Raw genomic sequence first — 15,367 nt, forward strand, 5'->3', positions numbered from 1 at the left:
CTTACGACTGCTGTTATTGTCGGCGATTTCAGCTGATTTGGTGCTTTTTCAGCAGCGCGCGCAGTTGGTGGTAAGTGAGCCCGAGTAACTCCGCCGCGCGTTTCTGGTTAAATTTCGCCTGTTGCAGACTGGTTTGCAGCAGCGTTTTTTCTTGATCGAACTGGAATTTGCGTAAATCCAGCGGCAACGCTGGCAGCTCTGCTGCTTCCCGCCCGGTTTGTGGTGGAGTGGTTATGTCACGGTTGAAAGGGTCAAGGATGATGTCATCAAGCGGCGTATCGATGCTGCCGTGGCGGTAAACCGAGCGCTCCACCACGTTTTTGAGTTCGCGGATATTGCCTGGCCATGAATAGCCCATCAACACGTCGCACGCGTGATCGGTAAAGCCAGGAAAGAGCGGCAATTTCAGTTCCCGACACATCTGGATAGCGAAGTGATCCGCCATCAGCATGATATCGCTCTGGCGCTGGCGCAGTGGCGGCAGGAGCACGACATCAAAGGCCAGCCGGTCGAGCAAATCCGCGCGAAATGTGCCGTCCTGTACCATTTGCGGCAGATCGGCGTTAGTGGCGCAAACCAGCCGCACATTGACCTGCAATGGCTGGCTTCCGCCGACGCGCTCCAGCTCGCCATATTCAATCACCCGTAGCAGCTTTTCCTGCACCAGCATTGGCGCAGTGGCCAGTTCATCAAGAAACAGCGTTCCGCCATCGGCACGTTCAAACCGGCCCGGATGGCGTTTTTGTGCGCCAGTAAACGCGCCCGCTTCATGGCCGAAAAGTTCGCTATCCAGCAGGTTTTCATTCAGCGCTGCGCAATTGAGCGAAATGAACGGTCCTTGCCAGCGCGAAGAGAGAAAGTGCAAACGGTTTGCGATCAGCTCTTTACCGGTACCGCGCTCGCCGATGATCAGTACCGGCTTATCGATCGGCGCGAGGCGCGAAACCTGTTCCAGCACCTCAATAAAGCTGTTGGCCTCGCCGAGCAAGTTATCCTTTTGTTCCGACATGATGAAATTCGCCACTAGTTAGTGATATTAACTACTCTAGCCTAAGTTATCGTTGCGGTAAAACTATTCATCTGCTTTATATTCAACGAGATAAAAAGTTGGCACGGAGTTTGTAATAGTCCAGCAGCAGGGCTGAGCCCGATTACAGAAATCAAGAGGAACAGATTATGGGTATTTTTTCTCGTTTTGCCGACATCGTGAACGCCAACATCAATTCACTGCTGGAAAAAGCCGAAGATCCACAAAAACTGGTGCGTCTGATGATCCAGGAGATGGAAGATACGCTGGTGGAGGTTCGTTCGACTTCAGCGCGTGCGCTGGCGGAGAAAAAACAGCTGACTCGTCGCATTGAACAAGCGAGTGCGCAGCAGGCCGAGTGGCAGGAGAAAGCTGAACTGGCGCTGCGTAAAGATAAAGACGATCTGGCGCGTGCGGCGCTGATTGAAAAGCAAAAACTCACCGCGCTGATTGAAACGCTTGAGCAGGAAGTGACGCTGGTGGATGAAAGCCTGACGCGGATGAAAAAAGAGATCGGCGAGCTGGAAAATAAACTCAGCGAAACCCGTGCCCGCCAGCAGGCGTTAACGTTACGCCACCAGGCTGCCAGCTCATCGCGCGATGTCCGTCGTCAGCTCGACAGCGGCAAACTGGATGAAGCGATGGCGCGCTTTGAATCGTTCGAACGTCGTATCGACCAGATGGAAGCCGAAGCGGAAAGCCACGGTTTTGGAAAGCAGAAATCGCTGGATCAACAATTTGCAGAACTGCGTGCCGATGACGAAATCAGCGAGCAACTGGCGCAGTTGAAAGCCAAAATGAAACAAGACAACGAATAATAATAACGGCGGCATCAGAAGATGCCGCTACTCATCCGCTGTAAGGAGTACACATGAGCACGCTGTTTCTGGCTATACCCCTGACACTTTTCATCCTGTTTGTGTTGCCGGTCTGGTTATGGCTGCATTACAACAATCGCACTTCACGCGGCGAACTTAATCAGAACGAGCAGCAGCGCTTACTCCAGCTTTCCGAAGAGGCCACGAGGATGCGCGAACGTATTCAGGCGCTGGAAGATATTCTTGATGCTGAGCACCCGAACTGGAGAGACCGCTAATGGCAACCCTCGATCTTAATAAAAAGTTATGGCGCATCCCGCAGCGCGGAAAAATCGGTGGTGTTTGTGCGGGCATCGCGCAGTATCTGGATATTCGCGTTAAAGTCGTACGTATTCTTGCCATTCTGGCGATGTTTTTCGGGCTGTTTTTCTTTGTCGTGGCGGCGTACATCGTGCTGTTTTTTGTGCTGGATCCGCTGCCGGACAATTATGCCGAGAGCGAAAATGTACCGAGCAGCAGCGAATTGCTGGACGCGGTAGATGCCCAGCTCGCTGCGGGAGAAACCCGTTTGCGCCAGATGGAACGTTATGTCACTTCAGATACGTTCTCGCTGCGCAGCCGTTTCCGTCAGTTGTAGGAGAAAAATATGAATCAACGCTGGCAACATATTCACCGTAACGTCAAACCCGGTTTACAGCTTGTCGGTAAGCTGGCGTTGCTGAGTGCGCTGCGCTTTGGGCCGGCAGGTGTTGCGGGCTGGGCGGTGAAATCCGTCGCCCGACGCCCGGTTAAGCTGCTCCTGGCGTTCGCGCTGGAGCCGCTGTTGAAGCGAGCTGCGAATAAATTTTCTCGCCGCTTCATGTCCCAAGACGAGATAAAATAAGGAATTACGGCTAAAGCTCTAAGGCGAAACGCAATGGCGATGGATCGATTTCGTAACGAATTGAATGCGCTGGTTAACCGCGGAATGGACAGGCATTTGCGTCTGGCGGTGACCGGCCTGAGTCGCAGTGGCAAGACCGCATTTATTACCGCACTGGTTAATCAATTACTGAATATTCACGCAGGTTCACGTTTGCCGCTGCTAAGCGCCGTGCGCGAAGAGCGGCTGCTTGGCGTGAAACGCGTGCCGCAGCGTGATTTTGGTATTCCCCGTTTTACCTACGATGAAGGGCTGGCGCAGTTGTATGGATCGCCGCCTGTCTGGCCGACGCCAACGCGCGGCGTCAGTGAAATCCGCCTTGCGCTGCGTTTTCGCTCTAACGATTCGCTGCTGCGCCATTTCAAAGAAACCTCCACGCTTTATCTGGAAATTGTTGACTATCCCGGCGAATGGCTGCTGGATTTGCCGATGCTGGCGCAGGATTACCTGAGCTGGTCGCGGCAAATGACCGGCTTGTTGCAAGGGCAGCGTCAGGCGTGGTCGGCACAATGGCGCGCCCTGTGCGCGGGGCTTGATCCGCTGGCACCCGCAGATGAAAACCGGCTGGCAGAAATTGCTGCGTCGTGGACGGACTATTTACATCAGTGCAAACGCGAAGGTCTGCACTTTATTCAACCTGGCCGTTTTGTTCTGCCCGGTGATATGGCGGGCGCGCCCGCGCTGCAATTCTTTCCGTGGCCGGAGGTTGACGGCACCGGAGAAGCGAAACTGGCGCAGGCCGGTAAACATACCAACGCCGGAATGCTGCGTGAACGTTACAATTATTATTGCGAGCATGTCGTAAAAGGTTTCTATAAACAGCATTTCCTCAAGTTTGATCGCCAGATTGTGCTGGTCGATTGCCTGCAACCGCTGAACAACGGGCCACAAGCGTTTAACGATATGCGGCTTGCGCTCACACAGCTGATGCAAAGTTTCCACTACGGGCAACGTACGCTGTTTCGCCGTCTTTTTGCGCCGGTTATCGACAAACTCTTATTTGCCGCCACTAAAGCCGATCATATTACCGTCGATCAGCACGCCAATATGGTATCGCTGTTGCAGCAGCTGATTCAGGACGCCTGGCAAAATGCGGCGTTTGAAGGCATCAGTATGGATTGTCTGGGGCTGGCTTCTGTGCAGGCGACGCAAAGCGGCATCATTGATGTGAATGGCGAAAAGATCCCGGCGCTGCGCGGGCATCGTTTGAGCGATGGCGCGCCGCTAACCGTCTACCCTGGTGAAGTGCCTGCGCGGTTGCCGGGGCAGGCGTTCTGGGACAAGCAAGGGTTTAATTTTGAGGCGTTTCGCCCGCCGGTGATGGATGTCGATACGCCGCTGCCGCATATCCGCCTGGATGCGGCGCTGGAGTTTTTGATTGGAGATAAATTGCGATGACCGAGCCGCTAAAACCGAGAATCGATTTCGCAGGCCCGCTGGAAGCGGAAAGCAGCGCGCAGTTTAAACGTGCGCAGACTTTTAATGATAAGCAAGCGGAAAACTTTGCTCCCGCCCTGGTTGATGAACTGCCGGAAGAGGGGCAAGCCGAGGCGGTAGTTGAGGCTGCGCTGCGGCCAAAACGCAGCCTGTGGCGCAAAATGGTTACCGCCGGGTTGACGCTGTTTGGCGTAAGCGTGGTCGGACAAGGTGTGCAGTGGGCAATAACCGCCTGGCAAACGCAGGACTGGGTTGCACTGGGCGGATGTGCCGCCGGTGCGTTGATCGTTGGCGCAGGTGTCGGTTCGGTTGCCAGTGAGTGGCGACGGCTTTGGCGTTTGCGCCAGCGCGCGCAAGAACGCGATGAAGCGCGTGATTTATTGCATAGCCACGCGACTGGAAAAGGGCGGGCTTTTTGCGAAAAGCTGGCGCGGCAGGCAGGTATCGATCAGGCGCATCCGGCGCTACAGCGCTGGTATGCGGCGATCCACGAAACGCACAACGATCGTGAAATTGTCAGTCTGTATGCGCATCTGGTTCAGCCCGTGCTGGATGCCCAGGCACGACGTGAAATCAGTCGCTCGGCGGCGGAATCCGCGCTGATGGTAGCCGTCAGCCCGCTGGCGATGGTCGATATGGCTTTTATCGCCTGGCGCAATCTGCGGCTCATCAACCGTATCGCTACGCTGTACGGCATTGAGCTCGGTTACTACAGCCGCCTGCGTTTGTTCCGTCTGGTACTGCTGAATATCGCCTTCGCGGGTGCCAGCGAACTGGTGCGTGAAATTGGCATGGACTGGGTATCGCAGGATCTGGCGGCCCGGCTTTCTGCGCGCGCAGCGCAGGGGATTGGCGCCGGGTTGTTGACGGCGCGGCTCGGGATTAAAGCGATGGAACTGTGTCGTCCGCTGCCGTGGCTTGACGATGATAAACCTCGCCTTGGCGATTTTCGCCGCCAGTTGATTAGCCAGTTAAAAGAGACGCTCCAGAAACGACCCTCCGACTAAAAAACCGGCGCTGCGCGCTTACCTTTACGCCGCAGTGCCGCTTTTCTCCGCAAGCTGTCAATATTTGTTGACAGATATCTTCCTGCCAACCGCGAACTGGCTTATCATCCTTTCATTACGTGAATGAATAAGGGCGAACTCCCATGCGTCTTGAAGTTTTTTGTGAAGACCGGCTTGGTCTGACTCGCGAATTACTGGATTTACTGGTGCTGCGCGGTATCGACTTACGCGGGATAGAAATTGACCCTGTCGGGCGAATCTACCTGAATTTCGCCGCGCTCGAATTTAACACCTTCAGCAGCCTGATGGCTGAAATTCGCCGCATCCCCGGCGTGACAGATGTTCGTACCGTGCTGTGGATGCCATCCGAACGGGAACACCGCGCGATGAGCGCGTTACTTGAAGCGCTGCCAGAGCCGGTATTGTCGCTGGATATGAAAAGCAAAGTGGAACTGGCGAACCCGGCCAGTTGCCAGCTTTTTGCTCTCGATGCCGATAAACTCCGCAATCACAACGCGGTACAGCTGATTGCGGGGTTTAATTTCCAGCGCTGGCTCGAAGGTAATCCGCAAAATTCGCATAACGAGCATGTCGTTATCGCCGGGCAAAATTTCCTGATGGAGATAACGCCAGTGCACCTGGAAGGCGAGACTGGCGAACCGGTGCTGACCGGTGCGGTGGTGATGCTGCGTTCGACCATTCGTATGGGGCGCCAGTTACAAAACCTGAGCCAACAGGATCTCAGCGCGTTCAGTCAGATTGTTGCCGTGAGCCAGAAAATGCGGCAGGTGGTGGAACAGGCGCGGAAACTGGCGATGCTCACCGCACCGCTGCTGATAACCGGCGATACCGGCACCGGTAAAGATTTGCTGGCGCATGCCTGCCATCTTGCCAGCCCACGCGCAGCGAAACCTTATCTGGCGCTCAATTGCGCATCCATTCCGGAAGAGTCCGTTGAAAGCGAGCTGTTTGGTCACGCACCGGAAGGCAAAAAAGGCTTTTTCGAACAGGCGAACGGCGGCTCGGTGCTGCTTGATGAGATTGGCGAAATGTCACCGCGTATGCAGGTGAAGCTGCTGCGTTTTCTTAACGATGGTACCTTCCGGCGTGTCGGCGAAGACCATGAAGTGCATGTCGATGTGCGGGTGATCTGCGCAACACAGCGCAACCTGGTGGAATTGGTGCAAAAGGGATTGTTCCGGGAAGATCTCTACTATCGCCTGAATGTGCTGACGCTGAATTTACCGCCGCTGCGCGATCGTCCGCAGGATATCATGCCGCTGACTGAGCTTTTTGTGGCCCGTTTTGCCGACGAACAGGGCGTTCCACGACCAAAACTGTCGCAGGATGTGCATCAGTTGCTCAACCGCTATGGCTGGCCGGGTAATGTGCGCCAGTTGAAAAACGCCATTTACCGTGCCTTAACGCAGCTGGAAGGCTACGAGCTGCGCGCCCAGGATATTCAACTGCCAGATTATGACGCTGCCACGGTGCCGGTGGGCGAAGATGCCATGGAGGGATCGCTGGATGAGATCACCAGCCGTTTTGAGCGCTCGGTGTTGATCCAGCTTTATCGCAACTATCCCAGCACGCGTAAACTGGCGAAGCGGCTCGGTGTTTCGCACACCGCGATTGCCAATAAATTGCGGGAATATGGCTTGAGCCAGAAGAAGGGCGACGAGTAGAAAAGAAAAAGCCTCCACTGCGGAGGCTTTTTTGTTGGCGTCAGGTTAATTAACCTTTCAGCACGTCCAGCGCGGCGGTGTAATCCGGCTCGTTGGTGATCTCATTCACCAGTTGGCTGAAAATAACAGTGTCGTTTTCATCAATCACCACCACAGCACGCGCTGCAAGGCCTTTCAGCGCGCCATCAGAGATGCCAACACCGTAATTTTCGAGGAAGTCAGCACTGCGCAGCGTCGAAAGGGTAATGACATTGCTCAGACCTTCAGCACCGCAAAAACGGGATTGGGCAAACGGCAGGTCAGCAGAAATGCACAGCACCACGGTGTTGTTCATCTCGGTTGCTAACTGGTTAAATTTACGCACAGAAGCCGCGCAAACGCCGGTATCGATGCTTGGGAAAATGTTCAGCACTTTACGTTTGCCAGCGAACTGACTCAGTGCGACGTCAGACAGATCCTTAGCCACGAGCGTAAACGGCTTAGCTTTTGCGCCAGCCTGCGGGATAGCGCCTGCAACGGGAACCGGGTTGCCCTGAAAATGAACGAGTTGTGACATAATATCTTCCTGTTTACATATAGTTAACGTCGGCGCTAGTTTATGCCATCTGCGAAGAGCACGGCAAACCAATTTTCATATCTATACTGGTTTAGACCTGCGGCAGAGGAGTGAGGAATGAGAACCGTCAAAGTGTATGAGGAAACCTGGCCGCTGCATACGCCATTTGTGATTTCGCGCGGTGCGCGCAACGAAGCGCGCGTGGTGGTGGTCGAGCTGGAAGAGGATGGCGTAAAAGCCGCCGGTGAATGTACGCCGTACCCGCGTTATGGTGAAAGTGAGGCCTCTGTCGTGGCACAAATTATGACGATTGTGCCGCAACTGGAAAACCGCCTGACGCGCGAAGAGTTGCAAACACTCCTGCCGCCGGGCGCTGCACGAAACGCTGTTGACTGCGCCTTGTGGGATCTGCAAGCGCGCAAAGCGGCTATCACGCTGGCTCAGTCCGCGGGTGTCAGTTTGCCGGAAACCATTATCACCGCACAAACAGTGGTGATTGGTACACCGGAACAGATGGCGGCCAGCGCCGCCGCGCTCAGTGAAAAGGGTGCACAACTGCTGAAAATTAAGCTGGATGACCATTTGATCAGCGAAAGACTGGTGGCAATTCGCGCCGCCGCGCCCGAAGCGACATTAATTGTGGATGCAAATGAGGCATGGCACACGGAAGGGCTTGCCGCACGATGCCAGTTGCTGGCGGATCTTGGTGTTGCCATGCTGGAACAACCGCTGCCAGCCGATGAGGACGATGCACTGGCGAATTTCATTCATCCATTACCGATTTGCGCGGATGAAAGCTGCCACACCCGTGAAAGCCTTGCTCATCTGCATGGCCGCTATGAAATGGTGAATATCAAGCTGGATAAAACCGGTGGCTTAACTGAAGCGCTGGCGCTGGCACATGAGGCGTCTCAACAAGGATTTGCGCTGATGCTTGGCTGTATGATCTGTACGTCGCGCGCCATCGCGGCGGCGCTGCCGCTTGCCAGCCAGGTGCGTTTTGCCGATCTTGATGGCCCAACCTGGCTGGCGGTGGACGTTGAACCGGCGCTGCATTTCAGCACCGGTAAGCTTCACCTTTGAGGATCCCAGTGCAGTAGCGCCGTCATTGCCGCAAGGTATTTCTCGCTGGCTTCATCAGAAGAGATCGGCGGGAATTCGACGGTGATACAGTGCAAATTGATATCTGCACACCAGCTGCCAAACGAGCCCGGCGTTTCGTAACCGACGCTGGTGACCAGCGGCAGGGAAAATTCATCCGCGAGCCATTTCCCCAGCGCGCTCTGGCGCGGATCTTCAACGCAGGCCAGCGGATCGTGGAATGTCACGACCCACGCCGGATGAATACGATGGATAAGCTGACAGAGCGCCTGCGTTTCCGGTTCTGAACCGGGCGCGTCACCGGTCAGCAGCACGACATCACGATCTTCAGCCGCACTGTTCCAGCGATACACCGTTTCACCGGCTTTCCAGTTGGCGGCGGGGAAATTACGGTTGAGATCAACCCCGTTTGCATTTGCGCGCAGACCAAGCTGGCAGCCATCCGGGTTGACCGCCAGCACTACGTGATGGTGACGTAAATCGGTATTAAGTGTGCGCAACGCGCAGGAGAGCGTCACCACAGAGGAATTTTCGTCGCCGTGCGTTCCGGCGATGATGAGCCCGCTTTCACGCGTGGCAATTGGCGCGGGAAACCAGATCAGCGGCGCGCCTAACAGCGAGCGACCAAACTCTTCACTGCCGGGGGCAAATGCGCCTCGTTGAGCACGCGGGCGTGTGGCTGGCATAGGCGTCCTTTTTATTGTTGTTTACTTACAGCAAGTGTTGAGCATAAAGCGATGCGACGCAAATCATGCCATGAGGGTTAATTTGGCGTCCAGCCTCAATTTTCCGCTGTCCTCTGTTTGCATTCTCCCAAGTTAAAACAAATAATTACCTCATCTTTTGCCGGGAAGGCATACCAATGAGGGGATCCCATGAAGCATCGAATTTCAACGCTGAGCTGCGCGCTCTGGCTGTGCGGTTTTTCTGCAAGTGCACTGGCAGCCGATGTGCCGCCGGGTACTCAACTGGCCGAGAAACAGGAAGTTGTTCGCCATGTTAAAGATGAACCCGCCACGTTAGATCCGGCGAAAGCCGTTGGTTTGCCGGAAATTCAGGTCATCCGCGATCTCTTTGAAGGGCTGGTGAATCAGAACGAGAAGGGCGAAATCGTTCCGGGCGTTGCCAGTAAATGGCAAAGCAGCGATAACCGCACCTGGGTATTTACGTTGCGGGATGACGCGCGCTGGTCCGATGGTTCACCGGTGACGGCAGAGGATTTTGTCTACAGCTGGCAGCGGCTGGTTGATCCGAAAACCACTTCCCCCTTTGCCAGTTTTGCTGCGCTGGCGGGCATTGCAAATGCGAAGAGCATTACTGAAGGTAAAGAGGCGGTGGATAAACTCGGCGTCAGCGCCGTTGATGCACGCACGTTGCGGGTACAACTGGAGCGGCCATTGCCATGGTTCCCGAGTTTAGCCGCCAGCTTTGCTTTTTACCCGGTGCAAAAAGCCAATGTGCAAAGCGGTGCTGATTGGACGCGCCCTGGCAAGCTGGTGGGTAATGGCGCGTATGTACTTGCCGATCGCGTGGTGAATGAAAAGCTGGTGCTCGAACGCAATAAGCACTATTGGGATGATGCGAAAACGGTTATCCAGCAGGTCACGTTTGTACCGATCAATCAGGAGTCGGCGGCTACCAAACGCTACCTGGCGAACGGTATCGACATTACTGAATCATTCCCGAAAAACCTCTATCAGAAGTTGCTCAAAGATATTCCCGGACAGGTTTATACGCCGCCGCAGCTTGGCACCTATTATTACGCGTTTAACACCCAGAAAGGCCCCACAGCCGATGCGCGTGTGCGGCTTGCGTTGAGCATGACGATTGATCGGCGGGTGATCGCGCAGAAAGTGTTGGGCACCGGTGAAAAACCGGCCTGGCGCTTCACGCCAGATGTTACAGCCGGATTTACGCCGCAGCCTTCGCAAATTGAACAGATGAGCCAGGCCGAGTTGAATGCGCAGGCAAAAACATTATTGCAGGCGGCAGGCTACGGTCCGCAACGTCCGTTGAAACTGACGCTGCTCTATAACTCTTCAGAAAACCACCAGAAAATCGCGATTGCGGTGGCCTCGATGTGGAAAAAGAGCCTTGGCGCGGACGTAAAATTGCAGAATCAGGAGTGGAAAACCTATATCGACAGCCGTAACAGCGGCAACTTCGATGTGATCCGCGCGTCGTGGGTAGGGGATTACAATGAACCATCCACTTTCCTGTCGGTGCTGAACTCGACGAACAGCGGCAACATTGCGCGTTTCAACGATGCGGCGTACGACAAAGTACTGGCGCAGGCGGCGCTGGAAACTAACGCCAAAGCGCGAAACGCTGACTATAACGAGGCGGAACATATTCTGGCGGAAAAAGCGCCAATCGCGCCGATTTATCAATACACCAACGGGCGTTTGATTAAACCGTGGCTGAAAGGTTATCCGATCAATAACCCCGAAGATGTGGCGTATAGCCGCACGCTTTATATTTTGAAGCACTGATAAAAAAATCCCCTTACGTCACGGGAAGTAAGGGGAAACTCATTGATTACGGAATGGTTCCTGTCTAAGCAGGAGTGGTGAAAATTTTACTTAGGGAATGTGAAGGGAGAATGGAGGAAATAAGGAGACGTATTTTTACTCTTTTCCCTGGCTTTTCAATAAAAAAGCCCGCTTTGTTAAGTGGACAAAATGCGCGAAGCAATGTGAGCAGAATATTTGGGACGTTTACTCCACCTTTCGTTATTGAGGAAGATAATCTTATCGTTCAAGTGCGCCCCTTTTAAAACGAGGGTTGCTTAAAATTCTCTTCCCCTCGCGAAATGCCGCCTTTATACGATTTTGGTCAAAAAACAGACAGTGCAGTGTGCTATAGTGGTCAGGTTTTCACCACGAAAGAGGATGCTATGGAGACTGAATTAGACCCAACCCAACTGGCAATTGAATATCTGCGTCGCGACAAAAGCACGCTCACCCCGGCGGAATACTTAAAAAAACTAAAACAATTGCGCCTGGAGTTTGCGGATTTGCTAACGCTGTCGCACAGCGAGCTAAAAGAAGAGATTGATTTTGCCTGGCGTCTGGGTATCCACTAACTCAGCAACATCATTGCAATGCGCCCGTCAGACGGGCGCTTTTTTTTGCTTGTTATCATGCGGCCAACACCCTGTTTCGCCCGTTATTTTTCGCCAGGTATAAAGCCTCATCAACCCGTTTAAATAGCGCATCCAGGTTCTCCTCAGGCAGATGACGCGCCACACCAATACTCACCGTAAAACCAGGCAGATCCGCGATGTTGATACTGGCAACGGCCTGACGTATCCGTTCCGCTACGTTTAGTGCCATATCCGTGGTGGTATGCGGCAACAATAGCAGGAACTCTTCGCCACCCCAGCGGAAAACATAATCGCCTGAGCGGCAGTTCGCCTCAAGCATTCGCGCCAGTTCAACCAATACCTGGTCACCTTTTTGATGACCAAACTGATCATTGATATTTTTGAAATGATCGGCGTCGACCAGCAGCAAACTGAAATCCAGCCCCGTCGGTAGAATGTGCTCCGTCAGATGATAAAACTGGCGGCGGTTCAGTAGACCGGTAAGCGCGTCACGATGCGCGGCGTACTCCAGTTCCTGCTCAAGCCGTTTTTGTTCGGTGATGTCGTGAATAATGCATAACATTAAACGCTTGCCATAGATCTCAACCGGTCCGGCGTAAGTTTGTACATGGCGGGTGGAACCATCCGCGAGTTGATGAATAAAATTCAATGGCTTATGCCCGCCAGGCAGATTCGACACTTCCTGCATTACCGGTAATACGCTGCGCCCCAGCGTATTGATCTCCCAGGTGTGTTTCTGGCACATCTCTTCGTGGTCATAACCATAAAAACGCAGTGCAGCGAGGTTAGCATCGACAATCAACCCATCACGAATGGGATCGATAAGCAGCATTGGCGCGGACGTTGTGTAAAAGAAGCGGGCGTAAAAACCTTGCTTATGCGGGCGATAAGTTGGCGAGTGGTGCGCTTTTAACGCCGCCGCAGCGGCACCTGAAACGCCTTCAAACAGCAGCACTTCACCGGCGTTTTCGAGTGTGCGCAACACGACACGGCAACTGATGGTGGTCTCTTCACCATCCGGGCAAACACTCCAGATTTCGACCACATCTTCATGATTTTGCAAGCTGGGCAGATACATGGCCAGGCTGAGTTGCGCATAAGCAGAGTATTTTCCGTTTCGCATCTCATTGAGTGAGCGTCCTGCCGCTATTTTCAGCGCTTGCGCATTCGCGAACAGTAACGCTTCTGTATCAGGAGCAACCACCCAAACCGGGGTGGAGAGCACATTCAACGCATCCAGGTGATGTTTAAGCATTGCGACTCCCCCTTAATCATGTCTGTTGCAACGCGGTCACAAGTGACACATCAGCGGCAATTTAGTGACTTTCTTGCAACATACCTGAAAATTAGGGGTTTATGCTGGCTTTTTTTGTGACGAATCTGAACATTCCAGCGATAAAGTAAATCTTTTTTGCTGTAGCAGCACAGCAACTTTCTCGATGGGTAAAGGACGAGCGAAAAGAAACCCTTGCAGGTAAGCACAGCCCAGATTGGTCAGCAACGCCTGCTGCTCGGCCGTTTCGATACCTTCCGCCACGACATGCATGTTCATGGAATGTGCAATATCAATAATCGTTGAGACAATCTTCACGTTGCGGCTGTTATCGCGAATATCCTTCACAAAACTTCTGTCGATTTTAAGCTCTGTTGCCGGTAACCGTTTCAGCATCAGCATATTGGAGTAACCCGTACCAAAATCATCAATCGCAACCGTGATACCCATTTGTGCGAACTGATTAAGCAACAGCACACTACGCTCAATGTTTTTCAGCGCGGTGTTTTCCGTGATTTCAAGCGTCAACTGCATGGGATCGATATGGTAGCGTTGCAGTGAATCGGTTATTTGGTCGTATATATCATGCTGCTCAAACTGGCTGGGTGAGAGGTTGATAGCAAGCGTAAGATGTCGAAACCCCTGGTTATTCCAGTGGTGCAGTTGCCGGCATGCTGCATCAATCACCCAGCGCCCGACAGAGATGATTAACCCCGTTTTTTCCAGCATAGGTAAAAAGGTTGCAGGCAGCAGAACCCCTCGTGTCGGGTGACGCCAGCGCAGTAAGGCTTCGAAACCTGCCAACGCATGCTCCGGCGCGTGGTACTGCGGTTGGTACCAGAGTTCAAACTGGTCGCGCGACAGCGCCTGCGATAAATCCTGCAAAAACAGCGGATCGTCGACGGTTTTCTGCGCCATGCCAGCATGAAACACAGCCCAACTGTTACGGCCTTCCTGTTTTACGCTGTACATTGCCGTGTCGGCCTTCAGTTTCAGCTCATGGGCGGTATTGCCATGCTGCGGGTAGTAACTGATCCCGGCGCTGAGTGAAACATTAATGACATGGTTCAGCTCGCAAAAGGGCTGTTGAATGGTGGCGACAAGGTGTTTTACCAGCGCCACAACCTCGTCTTCGTGGGTATCCGGCACCAGCAGGGTAAATTCATCGCCGCCCAGGCGCGCCAGCGACATTTTATCGCTGATACAGGCAGATAACCGCCCGGCAACCGCCACCAGCAGTTGGTCTCCAATGTGATGTCCCCAGGCATCATTGACCAGCTTAAAGCGATCTAAATCCATATAAATCAGCGCGAAAGTGCTGCGTGTCTCCGAGGCCTTACTAAGGCAAGTGTCAAGAAGATTGTCGAGCTGGGAGCGGTTTGCCAGCCCGGTTAGCGGGTCATAATAGGCTTGTTTTTCAAGCTGCTGATTAAGCTGGCGCAGACTGTCCGTAAAACGTGATGTCCGCAGTTGGGAATCAATCATCGAAATAAACAGCATGATGCCGAAAATCACCAGTGTCGTCGTGGCAACCCATAATGAAAGCCCCAATTCCCCGACGTCATGGCTCATCAGCGTCGTTGCATGGCCGCGGATCACAATGCCAGTGCCATCGCTACTGAACGTGGCGGCACTCATGGCGGTGTAATGCATAGCACTGATAGAACCACCCATCACCAGTGCAGCAAAGACGCGGTTAATGAAGACGCCATGGGTATTTTGCCGCAGGCTAAAGGCCAGCCAAAGGGCAACCCAGGCACTGAGAAAGGCAATCGCTACCGAAAGTGCAATCAGCGCAACGTTCCAGTAAATCGTGATAAAACCCATCATCGACGCCATACCCAGATAGTGCATGGTTACAACGCCGGTACCGAGCAGTACGGAAGCGAACAGTAGACGTTTTGTCGGCAGTGTTTTGCCCGCCACGGCAATATTGATAGCGAGTATTGACGTCAACATGGCGATAATAAATGAGAGGAGGGTCAGCTCTAAATCGTAATGCATCATCACCGGCATTTTCATCGCCAGCATGCCGACATAATGCATCGACCAGATACCGATGCCCAGGGTGGCGCCACCCGAAAAACGCCAGAATATTGCGCTGCGCGGTTCAGACGTCGCAACTTTGCCTGCGCTATCCAGTGCGACAAATGAAGCAATGAAAGCGACCAGAAAAGAGATGCCGATCAAAATGGGGTCCCACGAAACATAGAGCATCATGCAATCCACACAGGCAAAAAAAGGTGATATGTAATCCTGGCACTAATTTTAGCAGCTAACCTAATGAATTTAATGGCTACGCTAATTTTATTATTGCAAGGGCGAATAAACTAATAATAGATCTTCATTTATTCATCGGCAGGAACGACAATAACTTAAATAAAGTGAATGATTTAACATGTGATGAATTTATCTTAAGCCGAAAATATAATTTC

At 53.3% G+C, this 15,367-nt stretch carries 15 protein-coding genes; 10 read left to right on the forward strand and 5 right to left on the reverse strand.

The features are described from left to right. Positions 1-28: 28 nt before the first annotated feature. The gene (pspF, locus tag JKP81_RS05385; protein ID WP_200550858.1) at positions 29-1,024 is read right to left on the reverse strand and encodes a phage shock protein operon transcriptional activator; all 996 of its coding nucleotides are present in this window, start codon (positions 1,022-1,024) and stop codon (positions 29-31) included. Positions 1,025-1,176: 152 nt separating this feature from the next. Between pspF and pspA the strand changes: the two genes are divergently transcribed. The 7 genes from pspA (at position 1,177) to tyrR (ending at position 6,896) form a co-directional block, all read left to right on the forward strand. After that, positions 1,177-1,845, forward strand: a complete 669-nt coding sequence (gene pspA, locus JKP81_RS05390) for a phage shock protein PspA (RefSeq protein WP_016495894.1) — start codon at positions 1,177-1,179, stop codon at positions 1,843-1,845. A gap of 53 nt (positions 1,846-1,898) precedes the next feature. Then, positions 1,899-2,123 (forward strand): envelope stress response membrane protein PspB, encoded by a 225-nt coding sequence (gene pspB / locus JKP81_RS05395; RefSeq protein ID WP_016495895.1) that lies wholly within the window; start codon positions 1,899-1,901, stop codon positions 2,121-2,123. Further along, positions 2,123-2,482 carry an envelope stress response membrane protein PspC gene (gene pspC, locus JKP81_RS05400; RefSeq protein WP_016495896.1) on the forward strand — a complete coding sequence of 120 codons (360 nt, stop codon included), beginning with the start codon at positions 2,123-2,125 and terminating at the stop codon, positions 2,480-2,482. Before pspB ends, pspC begins: the two co-directional genes overlap by 1 nt. A gap of 9 nt (positions 2,483-2,491) precedes the next feature. Then, entirely contained in the window at positions 2,492-2,728 is a 237-nt protein-coding gene (gene pspD, locus JKP81_RS05405; RefSeq protein WP_200550859.1) for a phage shock protein PspD, read from the forward strand. 39 nt (positions 2,729-2,767) lie between these two features. Continuing rightward, positions 2,768-4,165: a YcjX family protein gene (locus JKP81_RS05410; RefSeq protein WP_200551073.1), complete on the forward strand. Its 1,398-nt coding sequence runs from the start codon at positions 2,768-2,770 to the stop codon at positions 4,163-4,165. Continuing rightward, complete coding sequence (locus tag JKP81_RS05415; RefSeq protein ID WP_200550860.1) at positions 4,162-5,211, forward strand: YcjF family protein; 1,050 nt, start codon at positions 4,162-4,164, stop codon at positions 5,209-5,211. The genes JKP81_RS05410 and JKP81_RS05415 overlap by 4 nt, the downstream gene beginning before the upstream one ends. Before the next feature lie 143 nt (positions 5,212-5,354). Beyond that, entirely contained in the window at positions 5,355-6,896 is a 1,542-nt protein-coding gene (gene tyrR / locus JKP81_RS05420) for a transcriptional regulator TyrR (protein ID WP_200550861.1), read from the forward strand. Between the two features lie 49 nt (positions 6,897-6,945). Here tyrR and tpx read toward each other — a convergent pair whose 3' ends face one another. After that, positions 6,946-7,452, reverse strand: coding sequence for a thiol peroxidase (tpx, locus tag JKP81_RS05425; RefSeq protein WP_200550862.1), 507 nt, complete (start codon positions 7,450-7,452; stop codon positions 6,946-6,948). Between the two features lie 117 nt (positions 7,453-7,569). Between tpx and ycjG the strand changes: the two genes are divergently transcribed. Continuing rightward, positions 7,570-8,535: an L-Ala-D/L-Glu epimerase gene (gene ycjG / locus JKP81_RS05430; protein WP_200550863.1), complete on the forward strand. Its 966-nt coding sequence runs from the start codon at positions 7,570-7,572 to the stop codon at positions 8,533-8,535. Here the strand turns inward: ycjG and mpaA are convergent. After that, positions 8,526-9,239, reverse strand: coding sequence for a murein tripeptide amidase MpaA (mpaA, locus tag JKP81_RS05435; protein ID WP_200550864.1), 714 nt, complete (start codon positions 9,237-9,239; stop codon positions 8,526-8,528). The two genes, ycjG and mpaA, sit on opposite strands and share 10 nt — an antisense overlap. 189 nt (positions 9,240-9,428) lie before the next feature. Between mpaA and JKP81_RS05440 the strand changes: the two genes are divergently transcribed. Together JKP81_RS05440 and JKP81_RS05445 are read left to right on the forward strand one after the other, a co-directional pair. Then, positions 9,429-11,045 (forward strand): ABC transporter substrate-binding protein, encoded by a 1,617-nt coding sequence (locus JKP81_RS05440; RefSeq protein ID WP_200550865.1) that lies wholly within the window; start codon positions 9,429-9,431, stop codon positions 11,043-11,045. Positions 11,046-11,449: 404 nt separating this feature from the next. Next, the gene (locus JKP81_RS05445; RefSeq protein WP_025263605.1) at positions 11,450-11,638 is read left to right on the forward strand and encodes a YdiH family protein; all 189 of its coding nucleotides are present in this window, start codon (positions 11,450-11,452) and stop codon (positions 11,636-11,638) included. A gap of 55 nt (positions 11,639-11,693) precedes the next feature. Here the strand turns inward: JKP81_RS05445 and JKP81_RS05450 are convergent, their stop codons facing one another. After that, positions 11,694-12,914 (reverse strand): sensor domain-containing diguanylate cyclase, encoded by a 1,221-nt coding sequence (locus tag JKP81_RS05450; RefSeq protein ID WP_200550866.1) that lies wholly within the window; start codon positions 12,912-12,914, stop codon positions 11,694-11,696. A 99-nt stretch (positions 12,915-13,013) separates the two neighbouring features. Continuing rightward, a complete protein-coding gene (locus JKP81_RS05455) occupies positions 13,014-15,149 on the reverse strand; it encodes a bifunctional diguanylate cyclase/phosphodiesterase (RefSeq protein WP_200551074.1) in 2,136 nt (711 codons plus the stop codon). Between the last annotated feature and the right edge of the window lie 218 nt (positions 15,150-15,367).

It is taken from the genome of Kosakonia sp. LAM2021, assembly GCF_016620385.1.
GTDB classification, from domain to species: domain Bacteria; phylum Pseudomonadota; class Gammaproteobacteria; order Enterobacterales; family Enterobacteriaceae; genus Kosakonia; species Kosakonia sacchari.